Here is a 25,773-nt window from a genome sequence, read left to right as displayed (position 1 = left end):
AAGAGGATCAGCTTAGCACGCCGCCTGCAGCGTTTTCAGGGCCTACCAGGTGTCCACGAAGCCCGCCTGGGCGGGTGCCACGCGCGCCCCCGCCAGGCCGCGCGACAGCCAGGCGCGCGTGTCGGCGGGGTCGATGACGGCGTCGATCTCCAGCGTGCCGGCCATGTGCATGGCCTCGCCGTGGGCGTACTGCTGGGCCAGCAGCCGGTCGAACAGGGCGTTGCGTTCGGCGCCCTCGGGCAGGGCCTGCAGTTCCTTGCGAAAGCCCAGGCGCACGGCGCCTTCCAGACCCATGGCGCCGAACTCGCCCGTGGGCCAGGCCACGTTGAACACCGGCGCATGGAAGCTGCCCGCCGTCATGCCCATGGCCCCCAGGCCGTAGCCCTTGCGCAGCACCACGCTGAAATACGGCACGCGCAGCTTGGCCGCCGTGACGAACAGGCGGCTGACATGGCGCACCTGGGCGGTCTTCTCGATCTCGGGGCCGACCATGAAGCCCGGCGTGTCCACCAGGCTCACGATGGGCAGGCCATGGGCGTTGCACAGCTGCATGAAGCGCGCGGCCTTGTCGGCCGCATCGGCGTCGATGGCACCGCCCAGGTGGGAGGGGTTGTTGGCCATCAGCCCCACGGGCCGGCCTTCGATGCGCGCCAGCGCCGTGTGGATGCCTGCGCCAAAGCCCGTGCGCAGCGGCAGCAGGCTGCCTTCGTCCACCAGATGCGCCATGGCCGCACGCGTGTCATAGGCACGCAGCCGGTTCTCGGGCACCACATGGCGCAGGGCGCGCGTGTCGGGCGCGGTCCACTCCGTGGTGCGGCCCTGGAAGAAGGACAGGTAGTGGCGCGCGGCGGCCACGGCCTGGGCCTCGTCCTCGACCAGCACGTCGATCACGCCATTGGCATGCTGGATGCCGCTGGGTCCTATCTCTTCAGGGCGGAACACGCCCAGGCCACCGCCCTCGATCATGGCTGGCCCGCCCATGCCGATGGTGCTGGCGCGCGTGGCGATGATGACGTCGCTGCAGCCCAGCAGGGCTGCATTGCCCGCAAAGCAGCGGCCGTGTGCAATGCCGATCACCGGCACCTGGCCCGACAGTGCCGCATAGGCCGCGAAGGTGTGCACATGCAGGCCGGCGACCACGGGCGTGTCGGTATCGCCGGGCCGCCCGCCGCCGCCTTCGGCGAACAGCACCACGGGCAGCTTCTGGGCCAGCGCAATGCCCAGCATGCGATCGGTCTTGGCATGGTTGCGCGCGCCCTGGGTGCCGGCCAGCACGGTGGCGTCATAGGCCATGACGACGGCGCGCGAGCGCTCCTGGCCGAACTGCGCGCCGTTGATGGAGCCCATGCCCGTGACCATGCCGTCGGCCGGCGTGTTGGCGATCAGGTCGTCCATGCTGCGCCGGCGCGTCTGCGCGGCAATGGCCAGCGCGCCGTACTCGATGAAGCTGCCCTCATCGCAAAGATCGGCGATGTTCTCGCGCGCGCTGCGGCCGCCCTGGGCATGGCGTTTGGCCATGGCCTCGGGGCGGGCGGTGTCCAGCGTGAAGGCATGGCGGTCGATGACGCGGCGCAGGTCGGCGCGGATGTGGTCCGGGTCCTGGGCGATCTGCTGCGCGCGTGCGTCGGCCTGCACGCCTTCGGCGGCGGCCAGCACCAGCAGGGGCTGGTCCTGGGCCACATAGGCACCGGCCTCGGCCAGCAGTTGCGTGATGGCGCCGGCCTGCGGCGCCAGCAGCACATGCTCCATCTTCATGGCTTCGAGCACGCCCAGCTCGGCACCTGCGGACACTGCATCGCCCACGGCCACGCTCCACTGCACGATGCGTGCGGGCATGGGGGCCGTGATGGCGCCTTCGGGGACGGGCGCGCCAGCAGCCTCGGCAGTCATCGCAACATCGGCGGCCACGGCCGTGCGGCGCGCGCCTTCGGCCAGCGCCTGGGCGTCCGCCACCAACTCTGGAAGGGTCTCTTCAAGCCAGCGTGTGTGCACGGCCTGCGACGCCATCTCGGGCCGGCCGGCCAGCGCCTGCAGCAGCGGCAGGTTGGTGGCCAGCCCGTCGATGCGGCATTCGTCCAGCGCGCGGCGTGCGCGGCGCAGCACGTCTTCGAAGCGCGGCCCGCTGCTGTGCACGATGAGCTTGGCCAGCAGCGTGTCGTAGTGCGGCGAGGGGCTGGCGCCCGCCACCGCATGCGTGTCGATGCGGATGCCGGGGCCGGCCGGCCACTGCAATGCGCCTATGCGTCCGCTGCCGGGGCGCGAATGGCCTGCGGCATCCAGCGTCTCGGCATTGATGCGCCACTGCATGGCATAGCCGCGCGGCGCGGGGGGTGTCCTGGCATCCAGGCCCAGCTCGCCCAGGTGATCGCCCGCCGCAATGCGGATCTGGGTCTGCACCAGGTCGATGCCGAAGACTTCCTCGGTGATGGTGTGCTCGACCTGCAGGCGCGGGTTGGCCTCGATGAAGACATAGGGCAGGGAGTCGGAGGCGGCATCGACCAGGAATTCGAAGGTGCCCAGGCTCTCGTAGCCGATCTCGGCGGCCATGCGCAGCGCGTCGCGCGTGATGCGCTCGCGCAGCGGCTGCGCCAGGCTGGGGCTGGGCGCGATCTCGACCAGCTTCTGGAAGCGCCGCTGCAGCGTGCATTCGCGCTCGCCCAGCGCGATGGGGGCGGCGCCGCCATCGCCCAGGATCTGTACCTCGATATGGCGTGCGCCCGTCATCAGACGCTCCACATAGACACCGTCCACGCCGAAGGCGGCGCGCGCCTCGCTGCGGCAGCGCTCGTAGGCAGCGGGCAGGTCCTCGGCACGCGCCACGGCGCGCATGCCGCGCCCGCCGCCGCCGCCGATGGCCTTGACCATGATGCCGCTGGCGCCCCCGGCCTGCTGCGCCTCGAAGAAGGCCTGAGCCTGTTCCAGCGTGACGGCCTCGCTGCTGCCCGGCATCAGCGGCACGCCGCAGCGGCGCGCCAGATCGCGTGCGCGGGCCTTGTCGCCCAGCAGCGCCAGATGGGCGGGTGCAGGGCCGATGAAGCGCAGTCCCGCGTCGGCGCAGGCCTGGGCAAAGCCGGCGTTCTCGCTGAGAAAGCCGTAGCCCGGATGGATGCCGTCGCAGCCGTGCTCGCGCGCAATGCGCAGCAGGTGGGCGCCGTCCAGGTAGGCCGAGGGGCCGCTGGCGTCCAGGGGCACGGCTGCATCGGCAGCGGATACATGCGGCGCCTGCGCATCGTCTGCGGCATGGACGGCCAGGCTGGGCACACCCAGCTCGCGCAGCGCGCGCACGATGCGCAGCGCGATCTCGCCGCGGTTGGCAATCAGGATCTTCTGGAACATGGGTCTTCGGTCTTTCTCATTGATCGCGCAGCAAGCGACGCAGCACCTTGCCCGCTCCGGTGGCAGGCAGCGCCTCGATGAAACGCACCTCGCGCGGCGCCTTGTAGCTGGCCATGTTCTCGCGCGACCACTGCACCAGGTCCTCGGCCGCGATCTGCTGGCCCGGCCGCGTGACGATGAAGGCGCGCACGACCTCACCCTTTTGCGGGTCGGGCACACCGATCACGGCGGCCTGGGCCACGGCCGGGTGCTTGATGAGGATGGCCTCCACCTCCTCGGGGAAGACGCTGTAGCCCGAGACCTTGATCATTTCCTTGAAGCGGCCGATGAAGGTCAGGTAGCCCTCGGCGTCCAAGCGGCCCATGTCGCCCGTGTGGACCCAGCCGTTCTTCAGGGTCCTGGCCGTGGCCTCGGGCTTGTTCCAGTAGCCCTTGAAGTTGCCGGGGCCGCGGATGGTGATCTCGCCCACTTCGCCGGCCGGCAGGGGCTCGCCGGTCTCGGGGTCGATGATGCGCACCTCGTTGCCGGGCAGCGGCTTGCCGTGCGTGCCCCAGCGGATGGCATCGCCGGGCATGGTGGTGTCCATGGTGTGGGTCTCGCTGAGGCCGTAGGCCGCCTCGCTGGAGATGCAGTTCGGGGTGAAGCGCTTCCACTGCCGCGCCAGCTCCTCGGTGTAGGCGATGCCGAAGCTGGTCACCGTATTGCGGCGCAGCGCGGAAAAGTCCATGGCCTCCACGCCCGGCAGCTGCATCACGGCCACGTTCATGGGCGCGATGCTGTACCACCAGGTCACGCGGTAGCGCTCCAGGGCCTGGGCCACGGCCAGCGGGTCGAAGCGGTGCAGCAGCACGCAGGTGGCGCCGCTGTGCACGGGCATGTTCACGCCCATGGACATGCCGGCAATGTGATAGAGCGGCGCCACGGCCAGCAGCATGTCCCCGGCGTTCACGCCCGTGGCGCTGGAAGCGCCGGCCGTCTTGCTGGCCGCGTTGCCGTAGCTGAGCATGGCGCCCTTGGGCAGGCCCGTGGTGCCCGAGGTATAGGTCATCAGCGAGACATCGTCCATGGCGACATCGACGGGCACGGGCTTGGCGCCGCTGTGCATGACATCCCAGAACGATTCCACGCCCTCGGGCAGCGGCTGCACGGGGGCCTGCAGTTCGGGCGGCAGCGCCAGCGTGGCCGATTCAGGAAGCCAGTCGCCATAGCGCACGGCCAGCACATGCCTGAGCGCCGTGCTGGCGCGCACCTTGTCCACCACGGGCAGCAGCACATCGGCCGCGACGATGACGCGGGCCTGGAGGTCATCGAGCTGGTACTGCAGCTCATGCTCCTTGTTCAGCGGCCCGCAGGGGCAGACGATGGCGCCGACCTTCTGGATGCCGTAGTGCGCCACGATGTACTGCGGGCAGTTGTTCATGAACAGCGCCACGGGCTCGCCCCGGCCCACGCCCAGCGCCTGCAGCCGCGCGGCAAAGGCGTCGCTGGCCGCATCCATCTCGGCCCAGCTGATGTGGCGGCCATACCAGATGTAGGCGTCGCGGCCGGGGTGGTTGCGCGCATTGCGGCGCAGGGCCTCATGCAGGGGAATGAGGGTCTCGGAATCCGCCATGCTTGTCTCCTGGGTGTCTGGCCATCCCGGAACCAGTCCTAAGGGATAGCCTTGATTTGTTTTGGGGTCCAGCGGCTTGCCAATATATACCCGCTGGTAGAACATTGCTACCCACCGGTATAACCATCGCAGCCACCGACGCGACACGAGATTTCCCGCATGCCCAAGCCCCCTGTCACCCCGCGCGGCCGCCAGCGCCTTCCCACGGCCGGCTCCGATGAAAAGCGCGAACGCATCCTCAAGGCGGCCGAGGCCCTGTTCGACCGCAACGGCTACGCCAACACCACGATGGAGCAGATCGTCCAGGCCCTGGGCGTGACCAAGCCCTTCGTCTACTACTACTTCCGCAACAAGCAGGAGATCTTCGAGACCCTGTGCTGGGCACCCACCGAGGCCTGCTTCACGGTGCTGGACTTCGCGGCCGACGATCCGCGCGCCGCGCACGAGAAGGCCGTGGACGGCCTGCAGCGCCTGATCGCGGCCACCATTGCCCACTACCCTGCGGCCTTTTTTCCCTACCGCGAGCCCCAGGCGTTCAGCCCGGCGTACATGAAGGCCTCGCGCACGCTGGCGCGCCAGTTCTACCGTCAGTTCTGCGCGCTGCTCGAAGAAGGCCGCGCCAGCGGCCACCTGGACTTTCGCGAGACACGCATCACCGCCCAGGCCGCCTGCAGCCTGCCGGGCTTTCTCTACAACTGGTACCGCCCCGGCGGCCGCCTGGGCACGGCCGAGATGGTGGCCGAGCTGACCGAGCTGGCCAGCCGCGTGCTGGGCCTGCGCACGGCGCCAGCCACCGCGCCCGAAGCCATTGCCGCATCCCCCGCGAAAAAGACGCCTGCACGGCGCAGCCGGCCCCGGGCCGAGCCGCCCGGCAAGGACTGACGACCATTCCTTCGAGGAGACAAGACATGCCGATCCGCCGCCATTGCATCCGACGATATTCCCAGCCATCCATGGCACTCGCCGCCGCCCTGCTGTGCAGCACGGCCGCCCACGCCCAGGGAACCGACAGCTTCAAGATCGCCTTCATCGACCCGCTGTCCGGCCCCTTCGTCAGCACGGGCGAGCTGATGCGGGACCACGTGCAGTACGCGGTCGAGGACGTGAACGCCAAGGGCGGTCTGTTCAACGGGGCGAAGCTGCAGCTGCTGCAGTTCGACAGCAAGCTCTCGGCCCAGGAAAGCCAGGCCGCGCTGCAGGCAGCCCTAGACCAGGGAGCGCGCGTGGTGGTGACCGGGGGATCGGGCTCGTCGGTGGTGGCAGCCCTGGTGCAGGCGGCCTCGCGCCACAACCAGCGCAATCCGGGCAAGGAGGTGCTGGTGCTCAACCACTCCTCCATCGACCCCGAGCTGACGGGCAAGGCCTGCAGCTTCTGGCATTTCATGTTCGATGCCAACACCGCCATGCGCATGCAGGCGATTGCCAGCTACATCAAGACCCAGCCGGGCATCCGCAAGGTCTACCTGCTCAACCAGGACTACGCCCACGGCAAGCAGTGGGCGGCCTACGGGCGCCAGATGGTGAGCGCGGCCCGGCCCGACATCCAGTTCACGGGCGAGATGCTGCACCCCATAGGCCGGGTCAAGGACTTCGCGCCCTACGTGGCCAAGATCAAGGAAACGGGTGCGGACTCGGTGATCACGGGCAACTGGGGGCAGGACCTGACCCTGCTGCTCAAGTCGGCGGCCGACTCGGGCTATGACCTGCGCTACTTCAACCACAGCGCAGGCGGCATGCCGGGCACGGTGACATCCTTCGCCCAGACCCGCATCGGCCAGCTGACCTGGGTGGCCGAATGGCACCCGGGCCAGGCCGGCCGCCCGCTGGCCGACGCCCGCGCCCAGGAATACAAGGCCCGCATGGGCAAGGACTTCCTGGCCCCGCGCATGGACCTGGTGCCGCGCATGCTGGCCGCCGCCATGGCCAAGGCACAGTCCACCGAACCTGTGAAGATCGCGCTGGCCCTGGAGGACCTGCAGATGGACACCGTGGTCGGCCCCGTGCGCATGCGCGGCAAGGACCACCAGCTGCTGCTGCCCCAGGTGGTCAACACCATCGCGCCCGTGGATGGCAAACTGGTCAAGACCGGCTGGGAAGGCACGAACTACGGCTTTCGCACCGACGCCGTCTACACGCCCGAGCAGGTGGAGCTGCCCACGGACTGCCAGATGAAGCGGCCAGGCGGGCGCTGAGGCGGCCTGCCCCGCCAGCCAAGCCAGCTACGCCCCGCTCAATGCGGGGCGTAGTTTCGTTGGCCGAAGATGCCGCTGCCCACGCGCACCATGGTCGATCCGGCGGCCACGGCCGCTTCCAGGTCGCCCGTCATCCCCATGGACACCGTGTCGAAGCGCTCCAGCCCCGGCAGGCCGCTGGCGCGGATCTTCGCGAACACGGCCGTGGCGCGGGCATGCACCTCGCGCTGGGCCTCGAAGCCCGGCACATCGTCGGGAATGCTCATCACGCCGCGCAGCACCAGGCGCGGCAGCTGCACGATGGCGGCGGCCAGCTCCAGCGCCTGCTGGGGCGCCACGCCGGCCTTGGTCTCGCCGCCATCCACGTTCAGCTGGATGCAGACCTGCAGCGGCGCCAGGCCTTCGGGGCGCTGGGCCGACAGGCGTTCGGCGATCTTCAGGCGGTCCACGGTCTGGGCCCAGTCGAAATGCTCGGCCACCAGGCGCGTCTTGTTGCTCTGGATGGGGCCTATGCAATGCCATTGCAGGGCCTCGCCGCCCGGCAGGCCCATGGCGCGCACTGTGGCGATCTTGTCCACGCCTTCCTGGATGTAGTTCTCGCCAAAGCTGCGCTCGCCGGCCAGCACGGCCTCGCGCACGGCGTCGGCGCCGAAGGTCTTGGAGACGGACAGCAACTGCACCGAGCCGGCCGCCCGGCCCGCCTGCGCGCAGGCCGAGGCAATCCGTTCGTGAATCTGTTGAAGCTTGTTTTCAATCGTCGTCATAATTGCCGCCAGCGTACCAAACGAGGGAGCGAACTCCGTGGACATCACCCAATTGCTGGCTTTCAGCGTCAAGAACAAGGCCTCCGACCTGCACCTGTCCGCGGGGCTTCCGCCGATGATCCGCGTGCACGGCGATGTGCGCCGCATCAATGTCGATCCGCTGGACCACAAGACTGTCCACGCCATGGTCTACGACATCATGAGCGACTCCCAGCGCAAGGCCTACGAGGAGTTCCTGGAGGTGGACTTCTCGTTCGAGATCGAGGGCCTGGCGCGCTTTCGTGTCAACGCCTTCAACCAGTACCGGGGCGCGGCCGCCGTCTTCCGTACCATTCCCAGCAAGATCCTGACGCTGGAGCAGCTCAACGCGCCGCGCATCTTCGCCGACCTGGCCCTGAAGCCGCGCGGCCTGGTGCTGGTGACCGGCCCCACGGGCTCGGGCAAGTCCACCACGCTGGCCGGCATGGTCAACCACCTCAACGAGACCGAGTACGGCCACATCCTGACGGTGGAGGACCCCATCGAATTCGTGCACGACTCCAAGAAGTGCCTGATCAACCAGCGCGAGGTCGGGCCGATGACGCAGTCGTTCTCGGCCGCCCTGCGCTCGGCGCTGCGCGAGGACCCGGACGCCATCCTGGTGGGCGAAATGCGTGACCTCGAAACCATTCGCCTGGCCATGACCGCGGCCGAGACGGGCCACCTGGTCTTCGGCACCCTGCACACCTCCAGCGCCGCCAAGACCATCGACCGCATCATCGACGTCTTCCCGGCCGAGGAAAAGGAGATGGTGCGCGCCATGCTTTCCGAATCGCTGCAGGCCGTGATCTCGCAGACGCTGTGCAAGACCAAGGACGGCCAGGGCCGCATCGCGGCCCACGAGATCATGCTGGGCACCAGCGCCATCCGCAACCTGATCCGCGAGGCCAAGGTGGCCCAGATGTACTCCACCATCCAGACGAGTCAGAATGTGGGCATGCAGACGCTGGACCAGAACCTGACCGATCTGGTGCGGCGCAACCTGATCAGCCCGGCCGAAGCGCGCGCCAAGGCCAAGATACCGGACAACTTCCCGGGCTGACCGCCTCCGGCCCAGCCTCTCGCCACGCGCCATGAAAAGCATTTTCCGCAAGCTGCGAAGCGGCCAGGACCCTTCGGCCCCGGCCTCCGAGTCGGCCTTCTTCACGACCACGCTGGCGGCGCATGGCTTCATGGACCCGCACACGCCTCCCGTTCCCTGGGAGGCGCGCGCCATCGAGGTGGGCGCCACGCGGCTGCCGCGCGGCAGCGTCACCCAGCTGGAGCAGCTGTGGTCGCGCGACCGCTACCTGGGCCAGCTTGACGCCGCCAGCCTGCACCGGCTGAGCGAATACTTCATCTACGCGGCCGTGGCGCCGCAGCGCGACGTGATCCGCCAGGAGGAGAACGGCAGCTTCATGGCGGTGGTGCTGTCCGGCCAGATCGCCGTGGAGCGCCAGCAGCCCTGGGGCGAGCGCATGCGCCTGGCGCAGACACGGCCCGGCGACATCCTCGGCGAGATGTCGCTGCTCGACGGCGGGCCGCGCTTTTCCAGCTGCACCACGCTGACCGACTGCGAGATCGGCGTGCTCAGCGCAGAGGCGCTGGACGAAATGATGGTCAAGGATGCCGCGCTGGCCGCCAAGCTGATGGCGCTGCTGGCGCGCAAGCTCTCGTTCCGGCTGCGTGCCATCAGCGTGCGCCTGGGCGAGGAGCAGCACACTTAGATGGCGAATGAGTCGGCGAATGAGTCGAATATGAGGACGCCTGGCCCATCCGGGCCGGACCGGACCACCTGCACATAACAAAACAACCTGCGCGCCACGACGGTGCGCAATGCCCGGGGGAATACGGCAATGGAAAGAGATCAGGCCACCAAGTTCATCAACGACCTGCTCAAGCTCATGGTCAGCCGCAACGGCAGCGACTTGTTCATCACGGCGGAATTCCCGCCGGCGATCAAGATCGACGGGCGCATCACCAAGGTGTCGCCGCAGCCGCTGTCGCCGGTGCACACGCTGACGCTGGCGCGCTCCGTCATGAGCGACAAGCAGATCGCCGATTTCGAGCGCACCAAGGAGTGCAACTTCGCCATCTCGCCGCCGGGCATAGGGCGCTTTCGCGTCAACGCCTTCATCCAGCAGGGCCGCGTGGGCATGGTGATGCGGACGATTCCGCTGGCCCTGCCCACCATCGACAGCCTGGGCGTGCCCCAGGTGCTCAAGGAAGTGACCATGACCAAGCGCGGCCTGTGCATCCTGGTCGGCGCCACGGGCTCGGGCAAGTCCACCACGCTGGCCGCCATGGTGGACTGGCGCAACGAGAATTCCTACGGCCACATCGTGACCATCGAGGACCCCATCGAATTCGTGCACCCGCACAAGAACTGCGTGGTCACGCAGCGCGAGGTGGGCCTGGACACGGACAGCTGGGAAGCAGCGCTCAAGAACTCCCTGCGCCAGGCACCGGACGTGATCCTCATGGGCGAAATCCGGGACCGCGAGACCATGGAGCACGCCATCGCCTTCTCGGAAACCGGCCACCTGTGCCTGGCCACGCTGCACGCCAACAGCGCCAACCAGGCGCTGGACCGCATCGTCAACTTCTTCCCCGAAGAGCGCCGCCCGCAACTGCTGATGGACCTGTCGCTGAACCTGCGCGCCATGGTCTCCCAGCGCCTGCTGCCCAAGCAGGACAGCAAGGGGCGCGTGGCCGCCATCGAGGTGATGCTCAACTCGCCGCTGATCTCCGACCTGATCTTCAAGGGCGAAGTCACCGAGATCAAGGAGATCATGAAGAAAAGCCGCAACCTGGGCATGCAGACCTTCGACCAGGCGCTGTTCGACCTGTTCGAGTCCAACCTCATCACCTACGAGGATGCCCTGCGCAATGCGGACTCGGTCAACGACCTGCGGCTGCAGATCAAGCTGGGCAGCCAGCGCGCCAAGTCGCTGGACCTGGCGGCGGGCACCGAGCATTTCGCCATCGTCTGAACGCGCCTTCAGCGCGCCGAGCCGGGACACCGGCTCCTTCCAGGGCCGCACACCGCGCGCCCCTGCGCCACCCGCTCCCACCACCTCTCAGGAATCCCCCATGTCCGACTCCTCCATCGCCGCCCGCAGCTATGCGGCCATCGCTCCCCTCTCCGTAGCCTTCCTGGGGCTGGGCGTCATGGGCTATCCCATGGCCGGCCACCTGGCCACGGCAGGCCACCGCGTCACGGTCTACAACCGCACGCAGGCCAAGGCCCGCGCCTGGTGCGAGGAGTTCAACGGCGGCCATGCGGCCACGCCGCGCGAGGCCGTGGCCGGCGCCGACATCGTGTTCAGCTGCGTGGGCAATGACGATGACCTGCGCTCGGTCGTGCTGGGGCCGGACGGCGCCTTCGCGGGCATGCGCCGCGGCGCCATCTTTGCCGACCACACGACGGCATCGGCCGAAGTGGCGCGCGAGCTGCATGCGGCCGGGCTGGAGCTGGGCCTGCAGTTCATCGACGCTCCCGTCTCGGGCGGCCAGGCGGGCGCCCAGAACGGCCAGCTCACCGTGATGTGCGGCGGTGACGAGGCCGCCTTCGCCACCATGCAGCCCGTGGCCATGGCCTTCTCGCGCGCCTGCACGCTGATGGGCGACAGCGGCGCCGGCCAGCTGACTAAGATGGTCAACCAGATCTGCATCGCCGGCCTGGTCCAGGGCCTGTCCGAGGCCATCGCCTTCGGCCAGCACGCGGGCCTGGACATTCCCGCCGTGCTCGACGTCATCGGCAAGGGCGCAGCCCAGAGCTGGCAGATGGACAATCGCGGCCGCACCATGGCCGAAGGCAAGTTCGACTTCGGCTTTGCCGTGGACTGGATGCGCAAGGACCTGGGCCTGGTGCTGGCCGAGGCCCAGCGCAACGGCGCCCGCCTGCCCGTCACGGCCCTGGTGGACCAGTTCTATGCCGATGTGCAGCAGATGGGGGGCAGGCGCTGGGATACCTCCAGCCTCATCAAGAGGCTCACCCCCTGAGCGGCTTACGCCGCTTCCCCCTCTCTACTTGCTTCGCAAGGGAGGGGGGACGACACCATCGCTGCGGGGCGGCCCTTGCTTGGTGTCCCTGGCTTTAGGCCCTGCCAGATTCAAGTGCTATGCCCTGAGGGACGAGATCTTCCTATGTCCAAAACAAAAAGCCGGAACATGTTCCGGCTTTTGCTTTCAGGCGGCGGTGATCACTTCACCGGGGTGGCGGTGGCGCCTGCGGGGGTGGACAGGCTGCTTTCCGAGAGGCTGGTGGGAGCGCTGGCTGCGGCGGCCTTGCCGGAGTCGTCGGTGACCACGGGGGCGGACTGCGGCTGCATGCGGGCCAGTTCGTCCTCGGAGATGACTTCCACCACGCGCACGACCTTGGTCACGTCGTTGATGCCGCGGGCGATCTCGGCGCCGCGCTTGGCTTCGCGCGGGGTGACGATGCCCATCAGGAAGACGACCTTGTTCTCGGTCACGACCTTGAAGGCCGAGGCCTGGATGTCCTTGGCGTCCAGCAGGCTGGCCTTGACCTGGGTGGTGATCAGGGTGTCCTTGGAACGCTGGCTCAGCGTGGAAGTGAAGGGCGCCACCACCACTTCGTTGAAGACATTGCGCACCGTGGGCTGCTCGCGCACGAGCTTCTCGATGGTCTGGCGGTCGGCCTCGTTGCCGGCCTCGCCGGTCAGCAGCACCTGGCGGTTGTAGCTGGTGACGTTGACATGGGCCTTGTCGCCCAGCACTTCGGAGATGCGGTTGTTGGCGCGCAGCTCGATGCCCTGGTCTTCCACCTGGGTGCCGGTGGTGCGGCGGTCCGCCACCGACATGCCGGCCATCACGGCGCTGCCACCCACCAGGGCGACGCAGCCCGACAGGGCGGCGCCCAGGGACGCAACGGCGAGCACACCGCAGGCGGCGCGGGACCAACGGAACTTCATAGAGGCATCTCCTGTTCACCAAGTAACTGGGCATCCACGCCGTCGCACAGGCAGTGCAGCACCAGCGTATGGGTTTCGCGCACGCGCGCCGCACGGTCGTGCGGCACGCAGATCAGAACATCGGTCTCGCGCACGCGGCCGGCCAGGGAGCCGCCCGTGCGGCCGGTCAGCACCACGGCCATCATGTCGCGCTCATGGGCGGCATCCAGGGCCTCCAGCACGGCCACGTCGTTGCCCGTGGCGGACAGCACCAGCAGCAGGTCGCCGGGCTGGCCCAGGGCGCGTATCTGGCGCGCCAGGTACTGGGTGGCGTTGCCGCCCGAGCCCGTGGCGCCCACGGTGCCCAGCAGGCCACCGTCGGACACAAGGGCCACGGCGGCCAGCTCGGGCCGGTCGCGCTCGAAACCGGCCACGCACAGGGCGGCGAAGAGCTGGGCGTCGCTGGCCGAGGCGCCAGCGCCGCAGGCCAGGACCTTGCCGCCGCTGGTCACGCAGGCCAGCATGGCCTGTACCGCTGACGCAATGGGCTGGCTCAGCGCCTGGGCGGCCTGGTATTTCAGGTCGGCGCTGTCGATGAAATGCTGTTGGATACGTTGCTCAAGCATGGAGGCCCGATGATAACTGCCGCCCCTGAAGTCTTTCGTAGCCAGGCGTTATTTGTGCTGCAGCGGTAACGGATCAGGCGCCTTCGGCATCAAAGGCGGCCTGCAGCCACTGCACGGCAGACCCGGCGCCGGACTCGACCAGCACCACGTCGAAGCGGCACGGCGGCGGCGCGGCCCATCGCATCAGGTAGTGGCGCGCGGCAAACACGATGCGCCGCTGCTTGGTGGCGCCTATGCTGGCGCCGGCACCGCCGAAGGCGCGCGTGCCACGGCTGCGCACCTCGACGAAGACCACGGTGCCGTCGCGCGCCTGCACGATGAGGTCGATCTCGCCGCCGCCGCGCCCCGGCGTCCGATAATTGCGCTCGACCAGACGCAGGCCGGCCGCCTGCAGATGGGCCAGCGCCGCATCCTCGGCCTGCTGGCCCCGGTGCCGGGTCGTGAGGGCAGACGGCCCCGCGCCTGCCGGCTTTTTCGCAAGGAAACCCATTGACTACCTCTTTCGCCACCGCGCTGGGCGCAGCCAAGGATGCTGCGGCATCCCAGCATTATCCGCAGGGCGCCCTCTACGTGGTGGCCACCCCCATAGGCAACCTGGCCGACATCAGCCTGCGCGCCCTGCATGTGCTGCAGCTGGTGGACTGCGTGGCCTGCGAGGACACGCGCCACACCCAGGGCCTGCTGCGCTCCTATGGACTGGACCGCCCCGGCAGCCAGCTGCTGGCCGTGCACCAGCACAACGAGGCCGAGGCGGCCCAGCAGATCGTGGCCCGGCTGCAGCAGGGCCAGCGCATCGCCTATGTCAGCGATGCCGGCACGCCCGGCGTCAGCGACCCCGGCGCGCGCCTGTGCGCGGCCGTGCAGGCGGCAGGCCTGCGCTGCATTCCGCTGCCCGGCGCCAGCAGCATCACGGCGGCCATCAGCGTGGCCGGCGCGGTCACACCTTCGCAGGGCGAGGGAGGTTTCGTCTTCGCGGGCTTTCTGCCCACCAAGTCGGCCGAGCGCCTGGCCGCCGTGCAGCAACTGGCGCTGCAGCCGCGCTGCACCGTGCTGCTGGAGGCGCCGCACCGCATTGCCGACCTGGCCGCCGCCCTGGCCACGCTGGGCGAGCGCCCGGTGACGCTGGCGCGCGAGATCACCAAGCAGTTCGAGGACATTGCCACCATGCCCGCCAGCACGCTGCCGGCCTGGCTGCAGGCCGTGCCCCAGCGCAGCAAGGGCGAGTTCGCCGTGGTGCTGCACCCGGTGGCCCTGGGTGGCGATGAGGCCGACGCCGACGCCCTGCGCGTGCTGCGCCTGCTGCTGGCCGAGCTGCCCACCAAGACGGCCGTGCGCCTGGCCGCCGAGATCACGGGCGCACCGCGCAACCGCCTCTATGACGCCGCGCTGGCGATCAAGCAGGCCGCCGAGGAGGACCCGATAGAGGATTAAGCCCAAGGCGGCAGCACCACAGTGGCCTTCACCCTCAGGGACACCGAGCAAGGGCCTACGCCGGCCGCGCCGCCCCGCCGCGAGGGTGTCGCCGGTTGCCCGTACGCCCCCCGCGTAGCGAGAGGGGGCGCCGTGCAACGGGAAGCGGCGCAGCCGCTCAGGGGGACTTATGCATACGCCAGGCCGGTGGCCACGCCACCGAACAGGTCGCCTTCGACCTGCGGCACGCCGGGGAAGGCCTCTCGCAGCGCATCGCGCAGCGTGCGCAGGGCCGACGAGCCGCCCGTGAGGTAGATGGCGTCCAGCGCCTGGGGCGCCACGCCGGCCAGGCGCAGGCAATCCTGGGCACAGGCCACGACCTGCTGCAGCGGGCCTTGCAGCTGCTCGTGCAGCACCTCGGGCGAGATGGCGGCGGACAGGCCCGACTCCAGCCAGCCCAGTTCGATGGGCGACTCGGCATGGCGCGTGGAAGCCTCGATCTTGGCCTGCTCCACCACGGCGGCCAGGCGGTGGCCTTCGCGCAGTTCCAGCACGTCCATCAGGCGCTTGTGCAGGCGCTGGTCGCTGTAGTCGGTGCGCAGGTTGCGCGCCTCGGCCAGGGCCTTGGGCGAGTACAGCCACTGGATCAGGTGCCAGGTCGAGAGGTCGAAGAACACGCGGCTGGGCACTTCGCGGCCGCTGGGGCCGGTGTGGCGGTAGCCCAGCAGCGGCATGATCTGGGCCAGGTTGAGCCGGTGGTCGAAGTCCGTGCCGCCGATATGCACGCCGCTGGTGGCCAGGATGTCGTCGCGGCGGTCGCGGCGGCCGGCCTGCTCGGGCCCCAGGCGCACGACGGTGAAGTCGGAGGTACCGCCGCCGATGTCCACCACCAGCACCACGGATTCCTGCGTGAGGCGCTGCTCGTAGTCCAGCGCGGCGGCGATGGGCTCCATCTGGAAATCCACTTCGCCCAGGCCGGCGGCGCGCGCGGCGTCGGCCAGGGCCTGCTGGGCCTGGCGGTCGCGCTCGGGATGGTCATCCACGAAGTGCACGGGCCGGCCCAGCACCACGCGCTCGGGCAGGCGCCCGTCCAGCGAGGCACGCGCCCGGTCGGCCACGCGGCGAAGGAACAGTCCGATCACATCCTGGTAGCTGACCAGCTGGTCGTGCACGGCCGTCTTTTCCTGCAGCAGCGCGCTGCCCAGCAGGCTCTTGAGCGAGCGCATGAGCCGGCCCGGCTCGCCATCCAGGTACTGGGCCATGGCGTCGCGCCCGAAATGCGTGCTGTGCTCATCCGTATGGAAGAACAGCGCCGTGGGCATGCCGCAGGCATCGCCTTCCAGCGGCAGCAGGCGTGCGGGCTGGCCGGGCACGCGCCAGGCCATGGCGGAGTTGGAGGTACCGAAATCTATGCCCAGCGTGGCAGGAGAGGAAGCAGTCGTCATGGCAAGCGGCGCCGCGCCACGGCAGCCTGCGAAGGCTGCAGCGGCTGCAACGAAAACGCCCACCGGAGTGGGCATGGGTGTCAGCGGGGCGCCATTCTATCGCCCGCGCATTGCGCCTAGGCGGCAGCGGTTTCCCGGGGCAGGGAATCCTGGGCGAGCACGATGCGCACGCCATGCGTGGCGGCCTCGTCCAGTGCCCGTGCAGGCGCAGGCCGCCGCACGTCCAGCCCGATCGCATAAGGGCCTTCGCCGCGCATGGCCAGCCGGTGGCCCAGGGCGCCCGTGGCCACGCCCTGGGCTGGGGCAGACAGCACCAGCTCGGTGGCGCCCGGCCCCGTGCCCCGCAGCTTCAGCGAGGCGCGGTAGGCGCCGCCATCGGCCGACAGGCGGGCCTCGCCGATGTCGGCGCCCTCGCCCAGCAGCGCGCGCCAGCGCGCCAGGCTGGCCCGCAGGTCATGCACGGCCACGTGCAGCCGGGCCACGCCGGTGGCGCCGTTGGCATGCACGCGCGCATCGCCCTCAGGCACGCGCAGGGCGCGCGGCGTGAGGTCGCCGCAGAGAAAGGGCAGGTCCTGGCTGCGGGCGCGTGCATTGCGCCAGCGCAGTTGCGCGCCGTCGGGGCGCAGCCGGCCGCCTTCGTAGGGCGCCTCGTAGTCCAGCCCGCGCGCCTGGGCTGCGGCGACCACGGCGCCGGTCTCGGTGGGCAGCAGCGCGAAATCGACAATGCCCTCGCCATGGCGCTGCAGCTGCCGCCACCAGCGTTCCTCGGGCGCGGGCGCCCGCCAGGCGATGAGTTCGAAGTAGGCGCCGTCGGCAAACACCACCAGGGCGTTGTGCGTGGAGCGGCCCGGATGCTCGCCGCCGCGCAGCACGTTGAAGCCCAGCGCGGTGTAGTCGGCAATGGTGCGTTCCAGGTCCTGGACCGCGATGACGATGTGGTCGAGTGGCAGGGTCATGGCAGGGGTGCTTTCCGCACGGTGTTCAGGCTGCCAGGCGCGCGGCGGCGCTGGAGTCGGTGTGGCGCACTTCGGCGCGGATGTTCTGCGGATTGCGCAGCAGGTTGAGGATGGGGCAGGTGCGCTCCACGGCCTCGAACAGCGCATCGATCTCGGCGCGGCTGGCGGGCGAGTCGATGTGCACGGTGTAGCCGATCTCATGCGGCCAGATGGGCGTGGCCTCGTGGCCGGGCTTGCCGCCGCGCGGATCGATGATGCCCGTGACCTCGACCTCCAGGCTCTCCACGGGCACCTGGCGCTCGGCCGCCTGGATCAGAAAGATGTGGGTCACGCAGGTCCCCAGCACGCCCAGCTGCAGCTCGGGCGAGCTGGGGCCGAGGTTGTAGCCCGCGAAGTCGGGCGGGCTGTCGCTGATGACCTGGTGCTCGCGGATGCGCAGGCGGCGCACGCCGCTGCGGCCCTCGGCGCGCACATGGGCCTTGAGGTGGGCGGGCTGGGCCGTGCCGGCCGCGACGGCGGCGCTGCGGGCGAGCACGGCGGCACGCTTTTCGGCGAGGTATTCGTTGAGATGGCTCATGGACGGGCTTTCGGTGAAGGAAGTACCAGCCCATTGTTGGGACCGCCGCATACGCGGCAAACAAACGAATCCGTCTGCGCTTATGCACTGGGCAGATATGCGGGGGCTCCCATCCCTTAGTCGTTTTCCAAATAACGATGCAACTCGATATATGAGCGCAAATATTTGGCATCGATAGCATGAAAAACATGGAGCCGGTCCTGTGGCCGGCAGTCTTGTTTTTCAGCGCCCCAGCGGCGGCGAGGTACGAACGTGTTTTCCCAATCGAAGGCGGGTCAGGTGGCATGGAAGGCCGCGATAGCGGTATTGGCGGGCAGCAGCCTGCTGCTGGCGGCGTGCTCCAGGCAGGCCGATACGGCCCAGGCGGGCGCGGCTGCCGGCCCCGTGGAAGGCGGCACCCTGGTCTACCTGGAGCAGCAGGCCCATACCAACCTCTATCCGCCGGCCGGGGGCTTCTATCCCAACGGCGGCGTGCTCAACCAGATCACCGACAAGCTGACCTACCAGGACCCGAAGACGCTGGAGATCCAGCCCTGGATCGCCGAGTCCTGGACCGTGAATGCCGACGCCACCGAGTACAGCTTCAAGCTGCGCCCCGGCGTCACCTTCTCCGACGGCACGCCGCTGGACGCGGCGGCCGTGGCGCGCAACTTCGACACCTACGGCCTGGGCAACAAGGCGCTCAAGCAGCCCGTGTCCGAGGTGATCAACAACTACGAGCGCAGCGAGGTGGTCGACCCGCTGACGGTGAAGTTCTTCTTCAGAAAGCCTTCGCCGGGCTTTCTGCAGGGCACTTCGGTGATCGGCTCGGGTCTGGTCTCGCCGGCCACGCTGGACCGCCCCTTCGAGGAGTTGGGCGATGCCACGCGCATCATCGGCTCCGGCCCCTTCGTGGTGGCCAGCGAGACGCTGGGCAAGGAGCTGGTGCTCAAGGTGCGCAAGGACTATGCCTGGGGTCCCGCCAAGCTGGCCCACCAGGGCCGCGCGCGGCTGGATGAGGTGAAGTTCATCGTCACGCCCGAGGACAGCGTGCGCATCGGCGCGCTGCTGGCCGGCCAGGCCGGGCTGATCCGCCAGATCCAGGCCTATGACGAAAAGCGCGTCGAGGACCAGAAGTTCAGCATCTACGCCCCGCCCACGCGCGGCGTGAACAACAGCGTGGCCATCCGCCCGGACAACGCCCTGGTGGCCGATCTCAAGGTGCGCCAGGCGCTGCTGCACGGCACCAATGCCAAGGAGATCGTGGAGACGCTGTTTTCGCCGCGCTATCCCCAGGCGCGCTCGGTGATTGCCTCCACGGCGGCCGGCTTCGTGGACCTGTCGGCCAAGCTGGCCTATGACGAGGCCAAGGCGAAACAGCTGCTGGACGAGGCCGGCTGGACGCTGGGCGCCAACGGCCTGCGCCAGAAGGACGGCCGCGATTTCGTGCTCTCCACCTACGAGTCCCTGCCCCAGCCGCAGAACAAGGAGACGCTGCAGCTCGTGGCCCAGCAGTGGGCGCGCATCGGGGTCAAGCTCAACGTGCTGTCGGGCGACGCGGGCAGCCGCGCCGTGGACACGCTGGACCCCGACAAGACCGGCGTGCTGCCCGGCATGGTGGGCCGCGCCGATCCCGACGTGATCAAGAGCAACTACTACCCGACCAACCGCAACGTGCTGCTGCAAAAGGGCGGCGTGAGCCAGAAGGTCAAGTCCTTCGAGGACACCAAGCTCAACGGCCTGTTCGACGCCATCGCGGCCGAGACCGATGCCGCCAGGCGCCTGGCGCTGGCCGGCGAGGTGCAGAACTACCTGATCGACCAGGCCTATGTGATCCCCATCTTCGAGGAACCCCAGGCCTTTGCGGGCGCAGGCTGGGTGCGCGACGTGGGCTTCGAGGCCGTGGGCCGGCCCAGCTTCTACAGCACCTGGCTGGCCAGGCGCTGACCGGATCGCTCACTGAGGAACCACTCCCATGTCGCGCCGCTATCTGCTCAGCCGCATCGCCCAGGCCGCCCTGGTGCTGTGGGCGGCCTTCACGGTCTCGTTCATCCTGCTGCAGCTGCTGCCGGGCGATGCCGTGCTGATCAAGTTCCTGAACCCCGAGCTGGGCCTGGGCCCGCAGGAGATTGCCGACATCCGCGCCGCCTACGGCTCGGACCAGCCCGTGTGGCAGCAGTACCTGCACACGCTGGGCCAGTTCCTCACGGGCCATTTCGGCTATTCGCTGCAGGCCGGCGTGCCGGTGAGCCAGGGCCTGGCCACCAGCCTGCCGCCCACGCTCAAGCTCGCGGCCCTGGGCTTTGCCGCAGCCGCGCTGCTGGCCGTGGCGCTGGCGGCGGCTACCAGCCTGGCGCCCTTTGCCTGGCTGCGCAACGCGCTGTATTCGCTGCCTTCGGTCTTTGTCTCGGTGCCCGTGTTCTGGCTGGGGATCATGCTGATCCAGGTGGTGTCGTTCCGCCTGGGCTGGATCGCCGTGATCAATCCCGGCCCCTGGGAAGGACTGGTGCTGCCCACGCTGACCCTGGCCGTGCCGATCTCGGCGCCGCTGGCCCAGGTGCTGCTGCGCAATATCGACGCCGTGCTGGCCCAGCCCTTCGTGGCCGTGGCGCGGGCCAAGGGCGCCTCGCGCCGCTGGGTGCTGCTGCGCCATGTGGCACGCAATGCCCTGCTGCCCACGCTGACCATTGCCGGCGTGCTGTTCGGCGAGCTGCTGGCCGGCGCCGTGGTGACGGAGGCCGTGTTCGGCCTCAACGGCCTGGGCACGCTGACCCAGCAGGCCGTGGGCAACCAGGACACGGCCGTGCTCCAGGCCGTGGTGGTCGTCTCGGCCGCCGCCTTCGTACTCATCAACCTCGCCGTGGACCTGCTGTACCCGCTGCTTGATCCGCGCCTGCGCCATTCCGTGGAGAACCGGCCATGAACACTGCCGTCTCAAGCGCTCTTTCCCCGGCCCTGGATGCCCAGGCCGCGCCCGCCACTCCAACTCCCATTCCCACGGCGCTGCCAGCGTCGTCCCTGGCCCCTGCGCCAGCCGCCCCGCGCCGCAGCTTCGCCTTGCCGGCCCGCCTGCAATCCCTGAAACGCCTGCCGCCCACGCTGGCCCTGGCCTGGCTGGTGATTGCCGTGGCCGCGCTGTGGGCGCTGGCGCCCGGCTGGTTCGCCCACCAGAACCCGATCGCGGGCCAGGCCGGCCAGCAGCTGCTGGCGCCCGGCGCCGCGCACTGGCTGGGCACGGACGCGCTGGGGCGCGGCCTGTGGGCGCGCGTGGTGCATGGCGCCGTGCATTCGCTGTCGGGCGCCTTCGTGGCCGTGGGCGTGGGCCTGGCCGTGGGCACGCTGATCGGCCTGCTGGCCGGGGCCACGGGCGGGCGCACGGAAGATGCGCTGATGCGCCTGGTCGATGTGCTGCTGGCCGTGCCTTCGCTGCTGCTGTCGCTGACCATCATCATCGTGCTGGGCTTTGGCACCATCAACGCGGCCATTGCCGTGGGCGTGGTCTCGGTGGCCAGCTTCGCGCGCCTGGTGCGCTCGGAGGTGGTGCGTGTGCGCCGCTCCGACTACGTGGAGGCCGCCTTTGGCAGCGGCGGGCGCTTTGCCGCCGTGCTGTGGCGCCATGTGCTGCCCAATTCGCTGACCTCGGTCATCGCCATGGCGGCGCTGCAGTTCGGCTCGGCGATCCTTGCGATTTCCACGCTGGGTTTTCTGGGCTACGGCGCGCCGCCGCCCACGCCCGAATGGGGGCTGCTGATCGCCGAAGGCCGCAACTACATCGCCACCGCCTGGTGGCTGACCACGGCGCCGGGCCTGATCGTGGTGGCCGTGGTGCTGGCGGCCAACCGCATCGCCACGGCCTTCGCACGGAGGCCTGCATGAGCGCCGCCATCGAGGAACGCATCCACGCCGCACCAGCGGTGGCAACCACCGCCCCCGTGCTCGAAGTGCAGGACCTGGCCGTGGCCTACCGCGATGCCGCAGGCCAGGCACAGCGCGTGGTGCACGGCGTGTCGTTTTCCGTGGCGCCGGGCGAGGTGGTGGCCCTGGTCGGCGAATCGGGCTCGGGCAAGACCACCACGGCCCAGGCCGTGATCGGCCTTTTGGCCGACAACGGCCGGCGCGAGCACGGCAGCATCCGCCTGCAGGGCACCGAGGTCTCGGGCTGGCCGGCCGCACGCTGGAACGCCATCCGCGGCCGCGTGGTCAGCCTGGTGCCGCAAGACCCCACCATGTCGCTGAACCCCGTGCGCACGGTGGGCGACCAGGTGGGCGAGATCCTGCGCATCCACGGACTGCGCGACCGCACGGCCGTGCAGGCGCGCGTGCTGGAGCTGCTGGCCCGCGTGGGGCTGTCCCAGCCCGCGCTGCGCGCACGCCAGTATCCGCACGAACTGTCGGGCGGCATGCGCCAGCGCGTGCTGATCGCCATTGCGATTGCGCTGCGGCCCGCCCTCATCATTGCCGACGAGCCCACCAGCGCGCTGGACGTGACCGTGCAGCGGCGCATCCTGGACCTGATCGACGCGCTGCGCCGCGAGACCGGCACGGCCGTGCTGCTGGTCACGCATGACCTGGGCGTGGCGGCCGACCGCTCGCACCGCCTGGTCGTCATGCAGGGCGGCCGCATCCAGGAGCAGGGCCCCACGCTGGAGCTGCTGCGCAATCCGCAAAGCGCCTATACGCGGCGGCTGCTGGCCGATGCGCCTTCGCTGGCGCCCGCACCGCGCCGCACGCCCAGGCCCGCCACCACCGATGACTGGGCCATCGAGGTCGAGGACCTGGTGCACGAGTTCGCGGCCCCCGGCCATGCCTCGGCCCACGGGCGCGGCATCTTCCGCGCCGTGGACGGCGTGTCGCTGCGCGTGCGCCGGGGCAGCACGCATGCCATCGTGGGCGAGTCGGGCTCGGGCAAGACCACCACCATCCGCGCCATCGTGGGCCTGGGCCGGCCCACGGCGGGCCGCATCCGCATCGAAGGCACCGAGGTCACGGGCCTGCGCGGCGAGGCCCTGCGCCAGCTGCGCCGCCGCGTGCAGCTGGTCTACCAGAACCCGTTCAGCTCTCTGGACCCGCGCCAGAGCGTGTTCGACATCATCGAGGAGCCCCTGCTGAACTTCGACCCGCTGCCGGCCGATGAGCGCCGCCGGCGCGTGCACGACATGCTGGAGCGCGTGGGCCTGCCGGCCGCCGTGCTGCAGCGGCGCCCGCATGCGCTGTCGGGCGGCCAGCGCCAGCGCGTGGCGATTGCGCGCGCCCTGGTGCTGCAGCCGCAGGTGCTGGTGCTGGACGAGGCCGTATCGGCCCTGGACGTGACGGTGCAGGCGCAGATCCTGGCCCTGCTCGCCCAGCTGCAGCAGGACCTGGGGCTGACCTATCTCTTCATCTCGCACGACCTTGCCGTGGTGCGCCAGATCGCCGACACGGTATCGGTGCTGCGCGCGGGCCGGGTGGTGGACGCGGGCAGCGTGGAGGAGGTGTTCCAGCGCCCCACCAGCGACTACACACGCGAACTCATGGACGCCATTCCCGGCAAAAGGAGCATTGATTTTGTCCCTCACCCCGCCTGATACCAACCGTGGCCACGGCTCCCGCACCGGCCCGCGCCTGGGCTTCTTCAGCCGCCTGCTCGACGATGTGCCGGCCGGCGAGCGCTACCGCCTGGTGGCCGAGCAGATCGCCCATGCCGAGGCCCAGGGCTTCGACTCGGCCTGGGTAGCCCAGCACCATTTCCATGAAAGCGAGGGCGGCCTGCCCTCGCCCTTCGTCTTCCTGGCCCATGTGGCGGCGCGCACGCGGCGCATCCGCATCGGAACGGGCGTGATCACGCTGCCGCTGGAAAACGCGCTGCGCGTGGCCGAGGATGCGGCCGTGCTGGACCTGCTGACCGGCGGCCGCCTGGAAGTGGGCCTGGGCACGGGCGGCACGGCCGAATCCTTCGAGGCCTTTGGCGTGCAGGGCGCCGAGCGCGGCGCCGTCTTCGCGCGCAACTTCGGTGTGCTGCAGGACGCCTGGGCCGGGCGCGCGCTGGCCGGTGGCGTGCACCTGTACCCGGCCGCGCCGCAGCTGCTGGAGCGCGTCTGGCAGGCCACGTTCTCGGCCGAGGGCGGCGCGCGGGCCGGGGCCAACGGCGACGGCCTGATGCTGTCGCGCACCCAGCCACGGCCCGAAGGTGCGCCGCAGGCCACGCTGTCCGAGATCCAGAACCCCATCATCGACGCCTACCTTGCCCGCCTGCCCGCGGGGCGGGCGCCGCGCATCCTGGGCTCGCGCACGCTGTTCGTGGCCGACCGCCGAGACGATGCGCTGCGCTGGGCCGAGGCCGGCCTGCGCCGCGCGGCCCGGCGCCATGCCGCCCAGCCCTCGCAGTGGGCGGCCCGCGTCGATCCGCAGGCGCCGCTGGCCGATCTCATCGCCGCCTACGACGTGCATGTGGGCACGCCCGACGAGGTCATCGCCTCGCTGCGCGCCGACACGGCGCTGGCGCGCGTGAGCGACATCGTCTTCCAGGTGCATTCCATCGACCCGCCGCACGACGCCATCCTGCGCTCCATCAAGCTGACGGCCGCCCATGTGGCACCAGCCCTGGGCTGGCGCCGTGCAGATCTGCAGGCACCCTCTTCCCTCCCCGCAGCCCGGGCCGGACTGCTGCAAGCCGCATGACCATGAACACCACCGTACAGCCCCGTTTTCCGGACGACGTCATCGACCACCTCGCCGGCATCACCCCCGGCAGCGCCCTGGACCGCGTGCGCCGCCACCGCACCGAGGCGCGCACGCAGGCCCAGCAGAGTTTTGCCGCCCTGTTCACGCCCGCCGAGCCCGTGCCCGGCACGGTCTCGCTGCGCGAGCGGCTGGCCCTGGCCGCCTTCACGGCCGGGCTTCATGGCGAGCCGCGCAGCGCCGCCTTCTATGCGAAGGCGCTGGCGGCCGAAGATGCGGAACTGGCTGCCGCCGTGGCATCCGAAGTCGTGCGGGGCCGTGCACAAAGCCTTCAGCCCGGCAGCGGCCCGCACGGGCCGTACGGCCGCTACCCGGCAGGCCCGCTGAGCCGCGAAGACCAGAGCGGCCCCGCCTATGCCGTGGACCCGGCCCATGCCGCGCTGCTGGGCGCGCGCCTGGCCGCGGCGCTGGCCCATGCGCACCTGCTGGCCTACCACCCGCGCGACGCCAGCGCTGGGGCCCTGCAGGCGCTGCAACAGGCGGGCTGGAGCGAGACGGACATCGTCATCGTGTCCCAGCTGGCGTCCTTCCTGTCCTTCCAGATCCGCGTGGTGGCGGGGCTGCGCGTGCTGGCTGCACGCCCCGCGCCCCCGGCCGCCCATCAACCCACCACCCTGCAAGCCCAGCCATGACCTCAACGAACTCCGCCGCTCCCCAGGTCTTCACCCAGGAACAGCTCGACTGGCTGCCATGGATTGAGCCGCTGGACGAAAGCGAGCTGACCGAACGCCACCGTGCAGGCCTGGTCGATGCCTCACGCGCGCAGTCCCCCTACTTCCGCCTGCTGGCGCGCGACCCCGACACGCTGGGCGCACGCACACGCACCGACAAGGACATCTTCTACAACCCCGACGCCGGCCTGCCGCGTGCCGAGCGGGAGCTGGCCGCTGCGGCCACCTCGCGCGCCAATGGCTGCATCTACTGCGCCTCGGTCCATGCGCGCTTTGCCACGCACTTCTCGCGCCGGGGCGGCGACGTGCAGCGCCTGCTCGACGAGGGTCCGGGCACGGACCTGGGACCGCGCTGGAACGCCATCGTCACGGCGGCCGTGGCGCTGACCCAGACGCCGCCTGCGCTGGAGCCCGCCCACATCGATGCGCTGCGCGCCGCCGGCCTGGACGATGCCGCCATCTCCGATGTGCTGCACGGCACGGCCTTCTTCAACTGGGCCAACCGGCTCATGCTGTCGCTGGGCGAGCCACGGACCACCGCATGAGGGCTTTCG

Annotated in this window: 23 protein-coding genes; 14 read left to right on the top strand and 9 right to left on the bottom strand. The window is 69.9% G+C overall.

The genetic code is table 11. The annotated features are described in order from the left end of the window. Nucleotides 1-42 precede the first annotated feature (42 nt). Both ACN20X_RS05260 and ACN20X_RS05255 read right to left on the bottom strand, forming a co-directional pair. Nucleotides 43-3,336, bottom strand: coding sequence for a carboxyl transferase domain-containing protein (locus ACN20X_RS05260; RefSeq protein WP_473210343.1), 3,294 nt, complete (start codon nt 3,334-3,336; stop codon nt 43-45). A 16-nt stretch (nt 3,337-3,352) separates the two neighbouring features. Continuing rightward, on the bottom strand, nt 3,353-4,948 hold the full coding sequence (locus tag ACN20X_RS05255) for an AMP-binding protein (RefSeq protein ID WP_016451987.1): 1,596 nt from the start codon (nt 4,946-4,948) through the stop codon (nt 3,353-3,355). A gap of 159 nt (nt 4,949-5,107) precedes the next feature. On the opposite strand from ACN20X_RS05255, the gene ACN20X_RS05250 reads away from it, so the two are divergent. Both ACN20X_RS05250 and ACN20X_RS05245 read left to right on the top strand, forming a co-directional pair. Next, nucleotides 5,108-5,830: a TetR/AcrR family transcriptional regulator gene (locus tag ACN20X_RS05250; RefSeq protein ID WP_016446678.1), complete on the top strand. Its 723-nt coding sequence runs from the start codon at nt 5,108-5,110 to the stop codon at nt 5,828-5,830. A 26-nt stretch (nt 5,831-5,856) separates the two neighbouring features. Then, nucleotides 5,857-7,140, top strand: a complete 1,284-nt coding sequence (locus ACN20X_RS05245; protein WP_016451988.1) for a branched-chain amino acid ABC transporter substrate-binding protein — start codon at nt 5,857-5,859, stop codon at nt 7,138-7,140. Between the two features lie 38 nt (nt 7,141-7,178). On the opposite strand, the gene ACN20X_RS05240 is transcribed toward ACN20X_RS05245, so the two are convergent. After that, nucleotides 7,179-7,904, bottom strand: a complete 726-nt coding sequence (locus tag ACN20X_RS05240) for a YggS family pyridoxal phosphate-dependent enzyme (RefSeq protein ID WP_016451989.1) — start codon at nt 7,902-7,904, stop codon at nt 7,179-7,181. A gap of 37 nt (nt 7,905-7,941) precedes the next feature. Here ACN20X_RS05240 and ACN20X_RS05235 point away from each other — a divergent pair, with 37 nt between their 5' ends. The 4 genes from ACN20X_RS05235 (at nt 7,942) to ACN20X_RS05220 (ending at nt 11,927) form a co-directional block, all read left to right on the top strand. Further along, entirely contained in the window at nt 7,942-8,985 is a 1,044-nt protein-coding gene (locus tag ACN20X_RS05235; protein WP_016450723.1) for a type IV pilus twitching motility protein PilT, read from the top strand. 31 nt (nt 8,986-9,016) lie between these two features. After that, nucleotides 9,017-9,649 carry a cyclic nucleotide-binding domain-containing protein gene (locus ACN20X_RS05230; RefSeq protein ID WP_016450724.1) on the top strand — a complete coding sequence of 211 codons (633 nt, stop codon included), beginning with the start codon at nt 9,017-9,019 and terminating at the stop codon, nt 9,647-9,649. Between the two features lie 129 nt (nt 9,650-9,778). Continuing rightward, nucleotides 9,779-10,915: a PilT/PilU family type 4a pilus ATPase gene (locus ACN20X_RS05225; protein ID WP_016450725.1), complete on the top strand. Its 1,137-nt coding sequence runs from the start codon at nt 9,779-9,781 to the stop codon at nt 10,913-10,915. Between the two features lie 100 nt (nt 10,916-11,015). Beyond that, complete coding sequence (locus ACN20X_RS05220) at nt 11,016-11,927, top strand: NAD(P)-dependent oxidoreductase (RefSeq protein ID WP_016450726.1); 912 nt, start codon at nt 11,016-11,018, stop codon at nt 11,925-11,927. 200 nt (nt 11,928-12,127) lie between these two features. Here the strand turns inward: ACN20X_RS05220 and ACN20X_RS05215 are convergent, their stop codons facing one another. From ACN20X_RS05215 to ACN20X_RS05205, 3 genes are all read right to left on the bottom strand, one after another. Then, the gene (locus ACN20X_RS05215) at nt 12,128-12,859 is read right to left on the bottom strand and encodes a BON domain-containing protein (RefSeq protein WP_016451991.1); all 732 of its coding nucleotides are present in this window, start codon (nt 12,857-12,859) and stop codon (nt 12,128-12,130) included. After that, the gene (locus tag ACN20X_RS05210) at nt 12,856-13,464 is read right to left on the bottom strand and encodes an SIS domain-containing protein (RefSeq protein WP_016451992.1); all 609 of its coding nucleotides are present in this window, start codon (nt 13,462-13,464) and stop codon (nt 12,856-12,858) included. Before ACN20X_RS05210 ends, ACN20X_RS05215 begins: the two co-directional genes overlap by 4 nt. 73 nt (nt 13,465-13,537) lie before the next feature. After that, the gene (locus ACN20X_RS05205) at nt 13,538-13,954 is read right to left on the bottom strand and encodes a YraN family protein (protein ID WP_016451993.1); all 417 of its coding nucleotides are present in this window, start codon (nt 13,952-13,954) and stop codon (nt 13,538-13,540) included. On the opposite strand from ACN20X_RS05205, the gene rsmI reads away from it, so the two are divergent. Beyond that, nucleotides 13,954-14,895 (top strand): 16S rRNA (cytidine(1402)-2'-O)-methyltransferase, encoded by a 942-nt coding sequence (rsmI, locus tag ACN20X_RS05200; protein ID WP_034348387.1) that lies wholly within the window; start codon nt 13,954-13,956, stop codon nt 14,893-14,895. The two genes, ACN20X_RS05205 and rsmI, sit on opposite strands and share 1 nt — an antisense overlap. A gap of 167 nt (nt 14,896-15,062) precedes the next feature. On the opposite strand, the gene ACN20X_RS05195 is transcribed toward rsmI, so the two are convergent. The 3 genes from ACN20X_RS05195 to ACN20X_RS05185 form a co-directional block, all read right to left on the bottom strand. Continuing rightward, nucleotides 15,063-16,319 (bottom strand): Hsp70 family protein, encoded by a 1,257-nt coding sequence (locus ACN20X_RS05195; protein ID WP_016451995.1) that lies wholly within the window; start codon nt 16,317-16,319, stop codon nt 15,063-15,065. A 116-nt stretch (nt 16,320-16,435) separates the two neighbouring features. Further along, the gene (locus ACN20X_RS05190) at nt 16,436-17,275 is read right to left on the bottom strand and encodes a VOC family protein (protein WP_016451996.1); all 840 of its coding nucleotides are present in this window, start codon (nt 17,273-17,275) and stop codon (nt 16,436-16,438) included. Nucleotides 17,276-17,300: 25 nt separating this feature from the next. After that, nucleotides 17,301-17,852 carry an OsmC family protein gene (locus ACN20X_RS05185; protein ID WP_013804436.1) on the bottom strand — a complete coding sequence of 184 codons (552 nt, stop codon included), beginning with the start codon at nt 17,850-17,852 and terminating at the stop codon, nt 17,301-17,303. A 252-nt stretch (nt 17,853-18,104) separates the two neighbouring features. Here ACN20X_RS05185 and ACN20X_RS05180 point away from each other — a divergent pair, with 252 nt between their 5' ends. From ACN20X_RS05180 to ACN20X_RS05150, 7 genes are read left to right on the top strand one after another with little or no spacing between them, the layout of a single operon-like run. Then, nucleotides 18,105-19,778 carry a TIGR04028 family ABC transporter substrate-binding protein gene (locus ACN20X_RS05180; RefSeq protein ID WP_016451997.1) on the top strand — a complete coding sequence of 558 codons (1,674 nt, stop codon included), beginning with the start codon at nt 18,105-18,107 and terminating at the stop codon, nt 19,776-19,778. Between the two features lie 28 nt (nt 19,779-19,806). Next, on the top strand, nt 19,807-20,754 hold the full coding sequence (locus tag ACN20X_RS05175; RefSeq protein WP_016451998.1) for an ABC transporter permease: 948 nt from the start codon (nt 19,807-19,809) through the stop codon (nt 20,752-20,754). Continuing rightward, complete coding sequence (locus tag ACN20X_RS05170) at nt 20,751-21,707, top strand: ABC transporter permease (RefSeq protein WP_473210342.1); 957 nt, start codon at nt 20,751-20,753, stop codon at nt 21,705-21,707. Before ACN20X_RS05175 ends, ACN20X_RS05170 begins: the two co-directional genes overlap by 4 nt. Continuing rightward, nucleotides 21,704-23,395: a dipeptide ABC transporter ATP-binding protein gene (locus ACN20X_RS05165; RefSeq protein WP_473210341.1), complete on the top strand. Its 1,692-nt coding sequence runs from the start codon at nt 21,704-21,706 to the stop codon at nt 23,393-23,395. Before ACN20X_RS05170 ends, ACN20X_RS05165 begins: the two co-directional genes overlap by 4 nt. Next, nucleotides 23,376-24,488 (top strand): putative FMN-dependent luciferase-like monooxygenase, encoded by a 1,113-nt coding sequence (locus ACN20X_RS05160; protein WP_016452000.1) that lies wholly within the window; start codon nt 23,376-23,378, stop codon nt 24,486-24,488. The genes ACN20X_RS05165 and ACN20X_RS05160 overlap by 20 nt, the downstream gene beginning before the upstream one ends. Next, a complete protein-coding gene (locus tag ACN20X_RS05155) occupies nt 24,485-25,180 on the top strand; it encodes a CMD domain protein (protein ID WP_016452001.1) in 696 nt (231 codons plus the stop codon). Before ACN20X_RS05160 ends, ACN20X_RS05155 begins: the two co-directional genes overlap by 4 nt. Continuing rightward, the gene (locus tag ACN20X_RS05150) at nt 25,177-25,764 is read left to right on the top strand and encodes an alkylhydroperoxidase domain protein (RefSeq protein WP_016452002.1); all 588 of its coding nucleotides are present in this window, start codon (nt 25,177-25,179) and stop codon (nt 25,762-25,764) included. Before ACN20X_RS05155 ends, ACN20X_RS05150 begins: the two co-directional genes overlap by 4 nt. The last annotated feature ends 9 nt before the right edge of the window (nt 25,765-25,773 follow it).

The sequence above is a fragment of the Delftia sp. PX-1 genome, from assembly GCF_055797465.1.
This window is presented reverse-complemented; position numbering and strand designations above follow the sequence as displayed.